13 protein-coding genes and 1 tRNA gene are annotated in these 15,700 nt (G+C 60.6%); all 14 read left to right on the forward strand.

Translation table 11 applies throughout. The annotated features are described in order from the left end of the window. Positions 1–191, forward strand: a 191-nt coding sequence (locus tag ACLIIZ_RS20550; protein ID WP_465221453.1) for an EF-Tu C-terminal domain-related protein, incomplete at its 5' end; no start/stop codon positions are given. A gap of 60 nt (positions 192–251) precedes the next feature. Next, a tRNA-Trp gene (locus tag ACLIIZ_RS20555) sits at positions 252–327 on the forward strand. 24 nt (positions 328–351) lie between these two features. Further along, complete coding sequence (gene secE, locus ACLIIZ_RS20560; protein ID WP_416695484.1) at positions 352–705, forward strand: preprotein translocase subunit SecE; 354 nt, start codon at positions 352–354, stop codon at positions 703–705. Further along, positions 702–1,235, forward strand: a complete 534-nt coding sequence (gene nusG / locus ACLIIZ_RS20565; RefSeq protein ID WP_374326160.1) for a transcription termination/antitermination protein NusG — start codon at positions 702–704, stop codon at positions 1,233–1,235. Before secE ends, nusG begins: the two co-directional genes overlap by 4 nt. Before the next feature lie 103 nt (positions 1,236–1,338). Next, on the forward strand, positions 1,339–1,770 hold the full coding sequence (gene rplK / locus ACLIIZ_RS20570; RefSeq protein ID WP_416695486.1) for a 50S ribosomal protein L11: 432 nt from the start codon (positions 1,339–1,341) through the stop codon (positions 1,768–1,770). A gap of 2 nt (positions 1,771–1,772) precedes the next feature. Further along, positions 1,773–2,468 carry a 50S ribosomal protein L1 gene (gene rplA / locus ACLIIZ_RS20575; RefSeq protein WP_416695488.1) on the forward strand — a complete coding sequence of 232 codons (696 nt, stop codon included), beginning with the start codon at positions 1,773–1,775 and terminating at the stop codon, positions 2,466–2,468. A 222-nt stretch (positions 2,469–2,690) separates the two neighbouring features. After that, the gene (rplJ, locus tag ACLIIZ_RS20580; RefSeq protein WP_416695490.1) at positions 2,691–3,194 is read left to right on the forward strand and encodes a 50S ribosomal protein L10; all 504 of its coding nucleotides are present in this window, start codon (positions 2,691–2,693) and stop codon (positions 3,192–3,194) included. 38 nt (positions 3,195–3,232) lie between these two features. Beyond that, positions 3,233–3,604: a 50S ribosomal protein L7/L12 gene (rplL, locus tag ACLIIZ_RS20585; RefSeq protein WP_416695492.1), complete on the forward strand. Its 372-nt coding sequence runs from the start codon at positions 3,233–3,235 to the stop codon at positions 3,602–3,604. 206 nt (positions 3,605–3,810) lie between these two features. Further along, on the forward strand, positions 3,811–8,094 hold the full coding sequence (gene rpoB / locus ACLIIZ_RS20590; protein ID WP_416695494.1) for a DNA-directed RNA polymerase subunit beta: 4,284 nt from the start codon (positions 3,811–3,813) through the stop codon (positions 8,092–8,094). A gap of 21 nt (positions 8,095–8,115) precedes the next feature. Beyond that, positions 8,116–12,327 carry a DNA-directed RNA polymerase subunit beta' gene (gene rpoC / locus ACLIIZ_RS20595; protein WP_416695496.1) on the forward strand — a complete coding sequence of 1,404 codons (4,212 nt, stop codon included), beginning with the start codon at positions 8,116–8,118 and terminating at the stop codon, positions 12,325–12,327. Between the two features lie 155 nt (positions 12,328–12,482). Then, entirely contained in the window at positions 12,483–12,860 is a 378-nt protein-coding gene (gene rpsL, locus ACLIIZ_RS20600) for a 30S ribosomal protein S12 (RefSeq protein WP_027456682.1), read from the forward strand. 110 nt (positions 12,861–12,970) lie between these two features. Further along, positions 12,971–13,441, forward strand: coding sequence for a 30S ribosomal protein S7 (gene rpsG, locus ACLIIZ_RS20605; RefSeq protein ID WP_374326166.1), 471 nt, complete (start codon positions 12,971–12,973; stop codon positions 13,439–13,441). Positions 13,442–13,459: 18 nt separating this feature from the next. Further along, entirely contained in the window at positions 13,460–15,553 is a 2,094-nt protein-coding gene (gene fusA / locus ACLIIZ_RS20610; RefSeq protein WP_416695499.1) for an elongation factor G, read from the forward strand. Between the two features lie 21 nt (positions 15,554–15,574). Then, positions 15,575–15,700, forward strand: a 126-nt coding sequence (locus tag ACLIIZ_RS20615; protein ID WP_416691491.1) for a GTP-binding protein, incomplete at its 3' end; no start/stop codon positions are given.

Below are 15,700 nucleotides of genomic sequence, written 5' to 3' on the forward strand. Positions count from 1 at the left end.
ACTTCCGCACGACCGACGTGACCGGCGCGATCTCGCTGCCGGAAGGCACGGAAATGGTCATGCCGGGCGACAACGTGGCGATGACGGTCAAGCTGATCGCCCCGATCGCCATGGAAGAAGGTCTGCGTTTCGCGATCCGCGAAGGCGGTCGTACCGTCGGCGCCGGTGTCGTCTCCAAGATCATCGAGTAATCGATTGTTCTTATGAACAAGGCGCTTCGGGAGACCGAGGCGCTTTGATGTTTCTGCAGCAGGGGTGTAGCTCAATTGGTAGAGCAACGGTTTCCAAAACCGTAGGTCGGGGGTTCGATTCCCTCCGCCCCTGCCACTCTCTTTAAAGATCGCGAACGTCATGGCTGACAAGATCAAGTTCTCGCTGGCGCTGGTGTTACTGGCGGCCGGCGTGGCTGGCTTCTACCTGCTTTCCGAGCAGGCAATGATTTTGCGCGTCCTGGCGGTTCTTGCCGGTGTGGCAGTGGCGGCAGCGGTCGCCTGGAAGACTGCTCAGGGGCAGCGCTTCTTTGCCTTTGCCAACGAATCCGTGGTTGAGGCGCGCAAGGTTGTCTGGCCCACGCGCAAGGAAACGATGCAGACCACGGCGATGGTATTTGCCTTCGTTGTCGTCATGGCGCTCTTCCTCTATCTCACCGACAAGAGCCTGGAATGGGTGCTGTATGACCTGGTTCTCGGCTGGAAGAAATCATGAGCAAACGTTGGTACGTCGTACATGCCTACTCCGGTTTCGAGAAAAGCGTGATGCGCGCCATTCAGGAGCGCATCAATCGTCTCGGTATGCAGGAGAAGTTCGGTCAGATTCTGGTGCCGGTGGAAGAGGTCGTCGAAATGAAGGGCGGCCAGAAGTCCATTTCCGAGCGCAAGTTCTTCCCGGGCTATGTGCTGGTCGAAATGGAAATGGACGACGAGTCTTGGCACTTGGTGAAGAACACGCCCAAGGTCACCGGTTTCGTTGGTGGCACGGCGAATCGCCCGGCGCCGATTTCCCAGAAGGAAGTCGACAAGATCATGCAGCAGATGCAGGAAGGGGTCGAGAAGCCCCGTCCCAAGGTGCTGTTCGAAGTTGGTGAAGTGGTGCGGGTCAAGGAAGGTCCGTTCACCGATTTTCACGGTTCGGTCGAGGATGTCAATTACGAAAAGAACCGTCTGCGCGTTTCGGTGACCATTTTCGGTCGGGCGACGCCGGTTGAGCTCGAGTTCGGTCAGGTCGAAAAGTCCTGATTCAAGTTTCAAGGCGTACCGGAGGCCTCAACGCCGGCAAGAGGAGCGTCACTAATCGCCTCGGTGATGAAAGCGCGCTACCACTCAACTTCTAGGAGCAATCATGGCCAAGAAAATTGTTGGCTTCATCAAGTTGCAAGTCCCGGCCGGCAAGGCGAATCCGTCGCCCCCGATCGGTCCCGCGCTGGGTCAGCGCGGTCTGAACATCATGGAATTCTGCAAGGCTTTCAATGCTCAGACGCAAGGCGTCGAGCCGGGCCTGCCGATTCCGGTTGTCATCACCGCCTATGCGGACAAGTCCTTCACCTTCGTGATGAAGACCCCGCCGGCGACCATCCTGATCAAGAAGGCTGCCGGCATCAAGTCCGGCTCGGCCAAGCCGCACACCGACAAGGTCGGCAAGATCACCCGCGCCCAGTGCGAGGAAATCGCCAAGACCAAGATGCCTGACCTGACGGCTGCCGATATGGATGCCGCCGTCCGCACCATCGCCGGCTCCGCCCGTTCGATGGGCATTACCGTGGAGGGTCTGTAATCATGGCCAAGCTCACGAAGAAACAGAAAGCCCTTGCCAGCAAGGTCGTTCCGCAGAAGCTCTATCCGCTGCAGGAAGCCCTGGGTCTCGCCAAGGAAACCGCCACTGCCAAGTTTGACGAGTCGATCGACGTCGCCGTCAACCTCGGTGTTGATGCACGCAAGTCCGACCAGGTCGTTCGCGGCTCCGTCGTTCTGCCGGCTGGTACCGGCAAGACCGTTCGCGTTGCCGTCTTCGCTCAGGGCGACAAGGCCGAAGCCGCCAAGGCTGCTGGCGCCGATATCGTCGGTTTCGACGATCTGGCCGCCGAAGTGAAGGGCGGCAACCTGAATTTCGACATCGTCATCGCCACCCCGGACGCCATGCGCATCGTCGGCCAGCTCGGCCAGATTCTCGGCCCGCGCGGCCTGATGCCGAACCCGAAGGTGGGCACGGTGACCATGGATGTCGCTACCGCCGTCAAGAACGCCAAGGCCGGTCAGGTCCAGTACCGCACCGACAAGGCCGGTATCGTGCACGCCACGATCGGTCGCGCCTCGTTCTCCGTGGAAAACCTGGAAACCAACCTGAAGGCGCTGATCGAAGCCCTGAACAAGGCCAAGCCGGCCACTGCCAAGGGCCAGTACCTGAAGAAGATCGCGGTTTCCGCCACCATGGGCCCCGGCGTTCGCGTCGACCAGGCTACCCTGGTCGGCTAAGCAGTACTTTGGGTCGTAGCCGGCGGTTTCGATCGCTGGCTGCGAATCGTCAAAGACCGCAGGTGCCCCTTTCGGGGCTTAATCGCGAAAGCATCCTGCGCAGACGGTGTTCCCGAAACGGATTTTTACCGATCGTCCGCGATCGGTGGGCTTCTGGTTCAGGTCGCCGTAGGTGCGGTGGAATTTCTCCACCGTGTTATGACTTGAAAGGAGGAAAGACCTGTGGGTCTCAATCTGAATGACAAAAAAGCCGTCGTGGCTGAGGTGTCGGCACAAGTAGCCAATGCCGAGACTATCGCGATCGCCGAATATCGTGGCATCGAGGTCGGTGACCTCACCGTGCTGCGTCGCAAGGCTCGCGAGTCCGGTGTTTACCTGCGCGTGTTGAAGAACACCCTGGTGCGTCGCGCCGTGGAAGGCACGCAGTTTGCCGGTCTGGCCGAGCACATGGTCGGGCCGCTGATCTACAGCGTCTCCGCCGACCCGGTGGCCGCTGCGAAGGTCCTCAACGACTTCGCCAAGACTAACGACAAGTTGGTGCTCAAGGCCGGTTCCTATGCCGGCAAGGTGCTCGACAAGGCCGGCGTGCAGGCACTCGCCTCCGTCCCGAGCCGCGAAGAGCTGCTCTCCAAGCTGCTGTACGTCATGCAAGCCCCGGTTGCCGGTTTCGTCCGCGCCGTGGATGCACTGGCGAAGAAGCGCGAAGAAGAAGCAAGCGCTGCTTGATACTTACCGCATACGAACTGAATTAGGAGTTTATTGAAATGGCAATTAGCAAAGAAGACATCCTGGAAGCCGTCGGCTCCCTGACCGTTATGGAACTGAATGACCTGGTCAAGGCATTCGAAGAGAAGTTCGGCGTTTCCGCCGCCGCCGTCGCCGTTGCCGGCCCGGCTGCCGGTGCCGCTGCTGCTGTCGAAGAGCAGACCGAATTCACCGTCATCCTGAACGCCGCTGGTGACAAGAAGGTTGAAGTCATCAAGGTCGTCCGCGCGGTTACCGGCCTCGGCCTCAAGGAAGCCAAGGACCTCGTTGATGGCGCACCGAAGCCGGTCAAGGAAGGCATCGCCAAGGCCGACGCCGAAGCGCTCAAGAAGCAACTGGAAGACGCTGGCGCCAAGGTCGAAATCAAGTAATCGATTGCAGCCTTGTGGGCTGGTGGTGTTTTGCCACCAGCCCTTTTGTGCTTCTTAAACGGTTCTTATCTAAAGACCTACGCTTGATTACCTGCCAGCCGGCAAACGCAAATCGTGATCTCCCGTTCCCCGAGGACCGGGGGATCCGCTTTGCGTTTGCCTGTTTCCACAGGTCCGACATCTGATTCAACCTTCACGGAGTTACCATGACTTACTCCTTCACCGAGAAGAAACGCATCCGCAAGAGCTTCGCCAAGCGTGCGAGCGTCCTTGAGGTTCCCTTCCTGCTCGCCACGCAGTTGCAGTCGTTCACCGACTTCCTGCAGGCCGAGGTGCCAGCTGAGCTGCGCAAGAACGAAGGCCTGCAGGCAGCGTTTACTTCGATTTTCCCGATTGTCTCCCATTCCGGAAACGCTCGGCTGGAGTTTGTCAGCTATGCCCTCGGCGAGCCGGCTTTCGACGTCGTCGAATGTCAGCAGCGCGGCCTGACCTTTGCCGCCTCGTTGCGCGCCCGTGTGCGCCTGGTCCTGATGGATCGGGAAACCCCGGATACGGTCAAGGAAGTCAAGGAGCAGGAAGTCTACATGGGCGAAATCCCGTTGATGACGACCAACGGTTCCTTCGTCATCAACGGCACGGAACGCGTCATCGTTTCGCAGTTGCACCGTTCGCCGGGCGTGTTTTTCGAGCACGATCGCGGCAAGACGCACAGTTCCGGCAAGTTGCTGTTCTCCGCGCGCGTCATTCCCTACCGCGGTTCCTGGCTCGACTTCGAGTTCGATCCCAAGGATTCGTTGTTCTTCCGTGTCGACCGCCGTCGCAAGATGCCGGTGACCACGCTGCTCAAGGCGCTGGGCATGTCGTCGGAAGAAATCCTCGCCGAATTCTTCGATTTCGACCTGTTCAAGCTTTCCGGCGAGAAGATCGAATTCACCCTGATGCCCGAGCGTCTGCGTGGCGAAGTGGCGCGCTTCGACTTCGTCGGCCCGGATGGCAAGGTCATTGTCGCCAAAGACAAGCGTATCACCGCCAAGCATATCCGCGACATCGCCACCGCCGGCATCAAGCAGATCGTCGTTCCGGAAGAATTCCTGCTCGGCCGCGTGCTTGCCCGCGACATCGTCGATACCAGCAGCGGCGAGATCGTCGCCAACGCCAACGACGAAATCACCGAGACCCTGTTGGCCAAGTTGCGCGATGCCGGTATTTCCAGCGTCGAAACGCTCTACACCAACGATCTCGATCGTGGCTCCTTCATTTCCAACACCCTGCGCGGTGACGAGACCGCCTCCCGCCAGGCGGCGCGGATCGCCATCTACCGGATGATGCGTCCGGGCGAACCGCCGACGGAAGAAGCGGTGGAAATCCTGTTCAACGGCCTTTTCTATTCGGACGAGCGCTACGATCTCTCGGGCGTCGGCCGGATGAAGTTCAACCGCCGCCTGAGTCGCGAAGACGTCATCGAATACAAGGTCATGGTGCGCAGTCTGGCGTCGCGCGCCGAGGCCGCGCTGAAGAACCTGGCCGAAGCTTCCGGTTTTGCCCTGGAGGCGATCCAGGAACTGGTCGCCGGTTTGCCTTTCGGGCCGCGCGCGCTGAGCGAGAACCTGGCCAAGGAAGTGGCCAGCGAACTGGCCTCCCGTATCAAGCCGCTCGGCGCCAACGTCGAAGTGCGCGAACAACTGACCCTGTCGCCGCGCGACATCGTTGACGTGATCAAGGTTCTGGTCGATCTGCGTAACGGTCGCGGCGACATCGACGATATCGATCACCTCGGTAACCGTCGCGTTCGCTCGGTCGGCGAACTGGCAGAAAACCAGTTCCGCGCCGGTCTGGTGCGCGTCGAACGCGCCGTCAAGGAGCGCCTGAGCCAGGCCGAGTCCGACAACCTGATGCCGCACGACCTGATCAACGCCAAGCCGATCAGCGCCGCGATCAAGGAATTCTTCGGCTCCAGCCAGTTGTCGCAGTTCATGGACCAGACCAACCCGCTGTCGGAAATCACCCACAAGCGCCGCGTCTCGGCCCTTGGCCCGGGCGGTCTGACCCGCGAGCGCGCCGGCTTCGAAGTGCGCGACGTGCATCCGACCCACTACGGCCGTGTCTGCCCGATCGAAACGCCGGAAGGTCCGAACATCGGTCTGATCAACTCGCTGGCGCTGTTCGCCCGCGTGAACAGCTACGGTTTCATTGAAACCGCCTACCGTCGCGTGGTCGACAGCAAGGTGACGAATGAAATCGATTACCTGTCGGCGATCGAAGAAGGCAACTATGTCGTCGCCCAGGCCAACGCCAAGCTCGACGGCGAAGGCCGTCTGGCCGACGATCTGGTGACCTGCCGCGAGAAGGGCGAAACCATTCTCGCCGAGCCGTCACGCGTCCAGTACATGGACGTCGCCCCGGGGCAGATCGTGTCCGTCGCCGCCTCGTTGATTCCGTTCCTCGAGCACGATGACGCGAACCGCGCGCTTATGGGCGCCAACATGCAACGCCAGGCCGTTCCCTGCCTGCGTCCGGAAAAGCCGCTGGTCGGTACCGGCATCGAGCGGACCGTCGCCGTCGACTCGGGTACCGCCGTGGTTGCCCTGCGTGGCGGTGTCGTTGATTACGTCGATGCCGGCCGTGTTGTGGTGCGCGTCAACGACGATGAAACGATCGCCGGTGAAGTTGGCGTCGATATCTACAACCTGACGAAATACACCCGTTCCAACCAGAACACGAACATCAATCAGCGGCCGATGGTCAAGATCGGTGACGTCATCGCCAAGGGCGATGTGGTCGCCGACGGTGCCTCCACCGACAAGGGCGAGCTCGCCCTCGGTCAGAACATGCTGATCGCCTTCATGCCGTGGAACGGCTACAACTTCGAAGACTCGATCCTGATCTCCGAGCGCGTCGTCGCCGAAGACCGCTACACTTCGATTCACATCGAGGAACTGACGGTCGTTGCCCGCGATACCAAGCTTGGTCCCGAGGAAATCACCCGCGACATCGCTTCGCTCGGCGAAGTCCAGCTTTCCCGTCTGGACGACGCCGGTATCGTTTACATCGGCGCCGAAGTCCAAGCCGGCGATGTACTGGTCGGCAAGGTCACGCCCAAGGGCGAAACCCAGCTGACGCCCGAAGAGAAGCTGCTGCGCGCGATCTTCGGCGAGAAGGCTTCCGACGTGAAGGACACCTCGCTGCGCGTGCCGGCCGGCATCGCCGGTACCGTCATCGACGTCCAGGTGTTCACCCGCGAAGGCATCGAGCGCGACAAGCGCGCCCAGTCGATCATCGACGAGCACCTGCGTCACTACAAGCTCGACCTCGCCGACCAGATGCGTATCGTCGAACGCGACGCCTTCGAGCGGATCGGTCGTCTGATCCTCGGCAAGAAGGCCAACGGTGGTCCGAAGAAGCTGGCCAAGGGCACGGTCATTGACCAGGCCTATCTGGACGGCATGGATCCGCACCACTGGTTCGACATCCGCCTGGCCGACGACGAAATCGCGCTGCAGCTCGAACAGGTCAAGGAAGGTCTGGAGCAGGCCCGCAAGGACTTTGACGTTGCTTTCGAAGCCAAGCGCAAGAAGCTGACGCAGGGCGACGAACTGCCGCCGGGCGTGCAGAAGATGGTCAAGGTCTATGTCGCCGTCAAACGTCGCCTGCAGCCTGGCGACAAGATGGCCGGTCGTCACGGTAACAAGGGTGTCGTTTCGCGCATCCTGCCGGTGGAAGACATGCCCTACATGGCTGATGGCCGTCCGGTCGACATCGTGCTGAACCCGCTCGGCGTGCCGTCGCGGATGAACGTCGGGCAGATTCTCGAAGTTCACCTCGGTCTCGCCGCCAAGGGCCTCGGCCACAAGATCGGCGACATGTTGCGTCGTCAGGCGACGGCTCAGGAAGTGCGTGGCTTCCTCGAGGAGGTTTATAACAGCAAGGGTAAGCCGGAAGATCTGGATTCGCTGACCGACGCCGAAATCCTCGAAATGGCTGGCAACCTCAAGGAAGGCGTGCCGTTCGCGACGCCGGTCTTCGACGGTGCCAAGGAAGAGGAAATCAAGGCCATGCTGGCGCTGGCCGGCATGCCGTCGTCGGGCCAGATGACCCTGTTCGACGGTCGCACCGGTGACGCCTTCGAGCGCCAGGTAACGGTCGGCTACATGCACTACCTGAAGCTGCACCACTTGGTTGACGACAAGATGCACGCCCGTTCGACCGGCCCGTACTCGCTGGTCACCCAGCAGCCGCTGGGCGGTAAGGCGCAGTTCGGTGGTCAGCGCTTCGGTGAAATGGAAGTGTGGGCACTGGAAGCCTATGGCGCTTCCTACGTGCTGCAGGAAATGCTGACCGTCAAGTCCGACGACGTCAACGGCCGTACCAAGGTGTACGAAAACATCGTCAAGGGCGAGCACAAGATCGACGCCGGCATGCCGGAATCGTTCAACGTGCTGGTCAAGGAAATCCGTTCGCTGGCGATCGACATCGATCTGGAACGTTACTGATTAGGGCTCAGGAGTTAAACGATGAAAGCATTGCTCGACCTGTTCAAGCAGGTAACCGCCGAAGAAGAATTCGACGCGATTACCATTGGCCTCGCTTCGCCTGAGAAGATCCGTTCCTGGTCCTACGGTGAAGTCAAGAAGCCGGAAACCATCAACTACCGGACCTTCAAGCCGGAACGCGACGGCCTGTTCTGCGCCAAGATCTTTGGCCCGATCAAGGATTACGAGTGCCTGTGCGGCAAGTACAAGCGCCTCAAGCATCGCGGCGTGATCTGCGAGAAGTGCGGCGTCGAAGTCACGCTGGCCAAGGTTCGTCGCGACCGCATGGGTCACATCGAACTGGCCTCGCCGGTCGCCCACATCTGGTTCCTCAAGTCGCTGCCGTCGCGTCTGGGCATGGTCCTCGACATGACCCTGCGCGACATCGAGCGCGTCCTCTATTTCGAAGCCTATGTCGTCACCGACCCGGGCATGGTCTCCAACCTGCAGCGCGGTCAGTTGCTGACCGAAGACCAGTATCTGGAGATGATGGAAGAGCATGGCGACGAATTCCAGGCGCTGATGGGTGCCGAAGGCATTCGCGAGATGCTGCGTAACCTCGACCTCAACATCGAAGTCGAAAACCTGCGCGCTGAACTCGACGTCACCGGCTCGGAAGCCAAGAACAAGAAGCTCGCGAAGCGCCTGAAGATTCTCGAAGGTTTCCAGAAGTCGGGCATCAAGCCGGACTGGATGATCCTCGAAGTGCTGCCGGTGCTGCCGCCGGATTTGCGCCCGCTGGTGCCGCTGGACGGCGGTCGTTTCGCGACCTCCGATCTGAACGACCTCTACCGTCGCGTCATCAACCGCAACAACCGCCTGAAGCGCCTGCTCGAACTGAAGGCGCCGGACATCATCGTGCGCAACGAAAAGCGCATGTTGCAGGAAGCGGTCGACAGCCTGCTCGACAACGGCCGTCGCGGCAAGGCGATGACCGGCGCCAACAAGCGTCCGCTGAAGTCGCTGGCCGACATGATCAAGGGCAAGGGCGGCCGCTTCCGGCAGAACCTGCTCGGCAAGCGCGTCGACTATTCCGGCCGTTCGGTCATCGTCGTCGGTCCGCAGCTCAAGCTGCATCAGTGCGGCCTGCCCAAGCTGATGGCGCTCGAACTGTTCAAGCCTTTCATCTTCCACAAGCTGGAAGTCGGCGGCTATGCGACGACGATCAAACAAGCCAAGAAGATGGTCGAGAGCCAGGAACCGATTGTCTGGGACATGCTCGAAGACGTCATTCGCGAACATCCGGTCATGCTCAACCGCGCGCCGACGCTGCACCGTCTCGGTATCCAGGCCTTCGAGCCGACCCTGATCGAAGGCAAGGCGATCCAGTTGCACCCGCTGGTCTGCGCCGCCTTCAACGCCGACTTCGACGGTGACCAGATGGCCGTCCACGTTCCGCTGTCGCTGGAAGCGCAGATGGAAGCCCGGACCCTGATGCTGGCTTCGAATAACGTGCTGTCGCCGGCCAACGGTCAGCCGATCATCGTGCCCTCGCAGGATATCGTTCTCGGTCTGTACTACGCTACCCGCGAAAAGATCAATGCAAAGGGCGAGGGCATGTACTTCGCCGACATCGCCGAGATCGATCGCGCCATGGCGGCTGGCGAACTCGACATCCACGCCCGCATTTCGGTGCGTCTGAAGCAGTACGAGCCGGCCGCCGTCGATGGCGAATGGACCGAGAAGCTGGTTCGCGTCGAAACCACCGCCGGGCGAGCGCTGCTCTCGCGCATCCTGCCCAAGGGCCTGCCGTTCAAGGCGATCGACAAGGCGCTGAAGAAGAAGGAAATCTCCAAGCTGATCGACGAATCCTTCCGTCGCTGCGGCCTCAAGGAAACCGTCATCTTCGCCGATCAGCTGATGCAGAACGGCTACAAGCTGGCGACCCGCGGCGGTATCTCCTTCTGCTCCGACGACATGCGCGTCCCGGCCAAGAAGTACGAGATCATTGCCGCGGCCGAAGCCGAGGTCAAGGAAATCGAAACCCAGTACACCAACGGTCTGGTCACCCAGGGCGAGCGTTACAACAAGGTCGTCGATATCTGGGGCCGTACCGGTGATCAGGTTGCCAAGGTGATGATGGACGAGCTCGGTCACGAGGAAGTCATCGACCGCCACGGCAAGAAGGTCAAGCAGGATTCGTTCAACTCGATCTACATGATGGCCGACTCCGGCGCTCGCGGCTCGGCTGCCCAGATTCGTCAGCTGGCCGGTATGCGCGGCCTGATGGCGAAGCCGGACGGCTCGATTATCGAGACGCCGATCACGACCAACTTCCGCGAAGGTCTGAACGTTCTCCAGTACTTCATCTCGACCCACGGTGCCCGTAAGGGTCTGGCCGACACCGCGCTGAAGACCGCTAACTCCGGTTACCTGACGCGCCGTCTGGTCGACGTGACGCAGGATCTGGTGATCACCGAAGACGATTGCGGCACCAAGAACGGCTTCGCCGTCAAGGCGCTGGTCGAAGGCGGTGAAGTGATCGAGCCGCTGCGCGAGCGTATCCTCGGTCGCGTCACGGTCGATGACCTGATTGATCCGGAAACCCAGGAAACCGTCATCTTCGCCGGCACCATGCTCGACGAAGATCTGGTCGACCTGATCGACAAGCTCGGCATCGACGAAGTCAAGGTTCGTACCCCGCTCACCTGCGACACCCGCTACGGCCTGTGCGCCAAGTGCTACGGTCGTGACCTCGGTCGCGGCACCATGGTCAACGCCGGTGAATCGGTCGGCGTCATCGCCGCCCAGTCGATCGGCGAACCGGGTACCCAGCTCACCATGCGGACCTTCCACGTCGGTGGTGCAGCCTCCCGGGCTGCCGTCGCTTCGCAGGTCGAAGCCAAGTCTGCCGGTACCGTCCGCTTCACCTCGAACATGCGTTACGTGACCAGCGCCAAGGACGAGAAGGTCGTCATTTCCCGTTCCGGCGAAGTGCTGATCACCGACGACCATGGCCGCGAGCGCGAGCGCCACAAGGTGCCGTACGGCGCCATGCTGACGGTCGATGAAGGCAAGGCGGTCAAGGCCGGCACCAAGCTGGCGACCTGGGATCCGCATACCCGCCCGATCATTACCGAATACGCCGGTACCGTCCGCTTCGAGAACGTCGAAGAGGGGGTCACCGTCGCCAAGCAAATCGATGATGTGACCGGTCTTTCGACCCTGGTCGTGATCGACAACAAGCGCGGCGGCAAAGCCTCGGCCAAGGGCTTGCGCCCGGTCGTCAAGCTGCTCGACGCTGCCGGCCAGGAAGTCAAGGTGCACGGCAGCGAGCATCCGGTCTCGATCGCCTTCCAGGTCGGCTCGATCATCTCGGTGGTCGATGGCCAGCAGGTCGGCGTTGGCGATGTTCTCGCCCGCATGCCTCAGGAATCGGCGAAGACCCGCGACATCACCGGCGGTCTGCCGCGCGTCGCCGAACTGTTCGAAGCCCGCACCCCGAAGGATGCTTCGGTGCTGGCGGAAGTTACCGGCACGATCAGCTTCGGCAAGGACACCAAGGGCAAGCAACGCCTGGTCATCACCGATCTCGAGGGCGAACAGCACGAGTTCCTGATCTCCAAGGACAAGCATGTGCTGGTGCACGACGGCCAGGTGGTCAACAAGGGCGAGAAGATCGTCGAAGGCGAACCGGATCCGCACGACATCCTGCGTCTGCAGGGGGTCGAAGCGCTGGCCCGTTACATCACCGACGAAGTCCAGGACGTGTACCGTCTGCAGGGCGTGAAGATCAACGACAAGCACATTGAAGTGATCGTCCGTCAGATGCTGCGCCGCGTCACCATCGTCGAACCGGGCGACACCAAGTTCATCAAGTCCGAGCAGGTCGAGCGGGCCGAACTTTTCGCCGAGAATGATCGTGCCAACGCCGAGGGGAAGATACCCGCAACCTACGAACACATGTTGCTGGGTATCACCAAGGCCTCGCTGTCGACCGATTCGTTCATTTCGGCGGCGTCCTTCCAGGAAACCACCCGCGTTCTTACCGAAGCCGCGATCATGGGCAAGCGCGACGAACTGCGTGGTCTCAAGGAAAACGTCATCGTCGGTCGTCTCATCCCGGCTGGTACCGGTCTTGCCTACCACCGCAGCCGCAAAGCACAGGCGGCCGGCGAAGACATCGCGATGGACCGTCCGTTCGAGGAACCTGCTGTCGAAAATGCAACACAGGACGCCGATCAGGGGCTCTGATGCAGTAAGGCAACCCTCGTGTCGCGTTGACACGGGGGTTGATCAACCATAGAATCTATGGTCTTTGTCGGCAGAGGCTAATCATTGTCTCTGCTATGGATAACAAAATTGCCGTCGTGCCCCAGTCGGGGCCTGGCTGTTGAAGGAAGTTTGATATGCCGACCATCAACCAGCTCGTGCGCAAGCCGCGCGTCGCCGAAAAGGCCAAGAGCAAGGTTCCCGCACTGGAAAAGTGCCCGCAAAAGCGCGGTGTTTGCACCCGCGTCTATACCACCACCCCGAAGAAGCCGAACTCCGCACTGCGTAAGGTGTGCAAGGTTCGTCTGACGAATGGCTTCGAAGTCATTTCGTATATCGGCGGTGAAGGCCACAACCTGCAGGAGCACTCTGTGGTCCTGATCCGTGGTGGTCGTGTCAAGGACTTGCCCGGTGTGCGTTACCACACCGTGCGTGGCTCCCTGGATACTCAAGGGGTCAAGGATCGTAAGCAGGCCCGTTCCAAGTACGGTGCCAAGCGTCCGAAGGCTGCCTGAGTCATCCGGCAGTTTGAGTAAGTGGCCGCTCCGCTGGGCGGCCGAGAGGGCCGGGGGGGTGAAAACCCCTTCCCGGCTTTTCAACTGAATAGTGATCAAGAGAGGTTGATATGCCCCGTCGTCGTGAAGTACCCAAGCGTGACATCCTGCCGGACCCCAAGTTCGGTAGCGTCGAAGTTTCCAAGTTCATCAACGCCGTGATGCAGAGCGGCAAGAAGTCGGTCGCCGAGCGCATCGTTTATGGCGCCTTCGAAATCGTCAACAAGAAGTCCGGCAAGGATCCGCTGGAGGTCTTCGGTGCCGCCATGTCGAACATCAAGCCGATGGTCGAAGTGAAGTCGCGTCGCGTCGGTGGTGCCAACTATCAGGTCCCGGTCGAAGTTCGCCCGGCTCGCCGCGCCGCGCTCGCCATGCGCTGGCTGCGCGAGTTCGCGCGCAAGCGTTCGGAAAAGTCCATGGGTCAGCGCCTCGCTGCCGAAATGCTGGAAGCCTCGGAGAACCGTGGTGGCGCCGTCAAGAAGCGCGACGAAGTCCATCGCATGGCCGAAGCCAACAAGGCTTTCGCCCACTTCCGCTTCTAATCTACCGAGGGCTTTAACGTGGCACGTAAGACACCCATCGAGCGCTACCGCAATATCGGCATCAGCGCGCACATCGACGCCGGCAAGACCACCACGACCGAGCGCATCCTTTACTACACCGGTGTTAACCACAAGATCGGTGAAGTGCATGACGGTGCTGCCACCATGGACTGGATGGAGCAGGAGCAGGAGCGTGGCATCACCATCACTTCGGCTGCCACCACCTGTTTCTGGAAAGGGATGGACAATTCCTTCCCGGAACACCGCTTCAACATCATCGATACCCCGGGACACGTTGACTTCACCATCGAAGTCGAGCGCTCGATGCGCGTCCTCGACGGCGCCTGCATGGTTTACTGTGCGGTCGGCGGCGTGCAGCCGCAGTCGGAAACCGTCTGGCGTCAGGCGACCAAGTACAAGGTGCCGCGTCTGGCCTTCGTGAACAAGATGGACCGCTCTGGTGCCAACTTCTTCAAGGTCGTCGACCAGATGAAGACCCGCCTGAAGGCGAGCCCGGTGCCGATCGTCATCCCCATCGGCGCGGAAGATACCTTCGAGGGTGTCGTTGATCTGCTGAAGATGAAGGCGATCTACTGGGACGAGGCTTCCCAGGGCATGAAGTTCGACTATCGCGACATTCCCGCCGAGCTGGTCGAAACCGCGCAGACCTGGCGCGAACAGATGATCGAGGCGGCTGCCGAAGCTTCCGAAGATCTGATGAACGAGTACCTGGAAAACGGCGAGCTGTCGGAAGAAAAGATCAAGCTGGGTCTGCGCATGCGCACCCTGGCCTGCGAAATCCAGCCGATGCTGTGCGGTACCGCGTTCAAGAACAAGGGCGTGCAGCGCATGCTCGACGCCGTCGTCGAACTGCTGCCGTCGCCGGTTGATATCCCGCCGGTTCAGGGTGTGGACGAGCGTGAACAGGAAGTGTCGCGCAAGGCTGACGACAGCGAGAAGTTCTCGGCGCTGGCCTTCAAGCTGATGACCGACCCGTTCGTCGGTCAGCTGACCTTCATCCGCGTTTACTCTGGCGTTCTGACCTCTGGTGCGACCGTCTACAACTCGGTCAAGGGCAAGAAGGAACGTATCGGTCGCATCCTGCAGATGCACGCCAACAACCGCGAAGAAATCAAGGAAGTTCTGGCCGGCGACATCGCCGCCTGCGTCGGTTTGAAGGAAGTCACCACCGGTGAAACCCTTTGCGATCCGGACGCACCGATCATCCTCGAGCGCATGGTCTTCCCGGAGCCGGTGATTCACGTCGCCGTCGAGCCGAAGACCAAGGCTGACCAGGAAAAGATGGGTATCGCGCTGGGTCGTCTGGCTGCCGAAGATCCGTCCTTCCGCGTGCGTACCGACGAAGAGTCCGGCCAGACCATCATCTCCGGTATGGGCGAACTGCACCTCGACATCATCGTCGATCGCATGAAGCGCGAATTCAATGTTGAAGCCGCCGTTGGCGCACCGCAGGTTGCTTATCGCGAATGCATCAAGAAGGCCGTCGAACAGGAAGGTAAGTTCGTCAAGCAGTCCGGTGGTCGCGGTCAGTTCGGTCATGTCTGGCTCAAGATCGAGCCGAACGAAGCTGGCAAGGGCTACGAGTTCGTCGACGCCATCAAGGGCGGTGTCGTTCCGCGCGAATACATCCCGGCGGTCGACAAGGGCCTGCAGGATGCCATCGGTAGCGGTGTGCTCGCCGGCTTCCCGGTCGTCGATATCAAGTTCACGCTGTTCGACGGTTCCTACCACGACGTTGACTCGAACGAAAACGCGTTCCGCATGGCGGCTTCGATGGCTTTCAAGGAAGGCATGAAGAAGGCCAGCCCGACGCTGCTCGAGCCGATGATGTCGGTTGTCGTCGAGACCCCGGAAGACTACATGGGTAACGTCATGGGCGACCTGTCGTCGCGTCGCGGCATCGTTCAGGGTATGGATGATCTGCCGGGCGGTACCAAGGAAGTTCGTGCCGAAGTGCCGCTGTCCGAGATGTTCGGCTACGCTACCTCGCTGCGCTCGCTGTCCCAGGGTCGCGCCACCTACACCATGGAATTCAAGCACTACGTCGAAGCGCCGAAGAACGTCGCTGAAGCGGTCATCAACAAGAAGTAACCCTTTATTGGAGAACCGATAATGGCTAAGGAAAAATTCGAGCGTACCAAGCCGCACGTCAACGTTGGCACGATTGGTCACGTTGACCACGGCAAGACGACGCTGACCGCTGCGATCACCACGGTGCTGTCCGCCAAGTTCGGCGGC

This window comes from Azonexus caeni (assembly GCF_048146105.1).
Lineage (GTDB): Bacteria > Pseudomonadota > Gammaproteobacteria > Burkholderiales > Rhodocyclaceae > Azonexus > Azonexus aromaticus_B.

Excerpts from the sequence above, each read along its gene's own strand:
- rplA (WP_416695488.1), top strand. The coding sequence starts at position 1,773 with ATGGCCAAGCTCACGAAGAAACAGAAAGCCCTTGCCAGCAAGGTCGTT.
- rplL (WP_416695492.1), top strand. The coding sequence starts at position 3,233 with ATGGCAATTAGCAAAGAAGACATCCTGGAAGCCGTCGGCTCCCTGACC.
- rplK (WP_416695486.1), top strand. The coding sequence starts at position 1,339 with ATGGCCAAGAAAATTGTTGGCTTCATCAAGTTGCAAGTCCCGGCCGGC.
- rpoC (WP_416695496.1), top strand. The coding sequence starts at position 8,116 with ATGAAAGCATTGCTCGACCTGTTCAAGCAGGTAACCGCCGAAGAAGAA.
- secE (WP_416695484.1), top strand. The coding sequence starts at position 352 with ATGGCTGACAAGATCAAGTTCTCGCTGGCGCTGGTGTTACTGGCGGCC.
- rpsG (WP_374326166.1), top strand. The coding sequence starts at position 12,971 with ATGCCCCGTCGTCGTGAAGTACCCAAGCGTGACATCCTGCCGGACCCC.
- rpoB (WP_416695494.1), top strand. The coding sequence starts at position 3,811 with ATGACTTACTCCTTCACCGAGAAGAAACGCATCCGCAAGAGCTTCGCC.
- nusG (WP_374326160.1), top strand. The coding sequence starts at position 702 with ATGAGCAAACGTTGGTACGTCGTACATGCCTACTCCGGTTTCGAGAAA.
- rpsL (WP_027456682.1), top strand. The coding sequence starts at position 12,483 with ATGCCGACCATCAACCAGCTCGTGCGCAAGCCGCGCGTCGCCGAAAAG.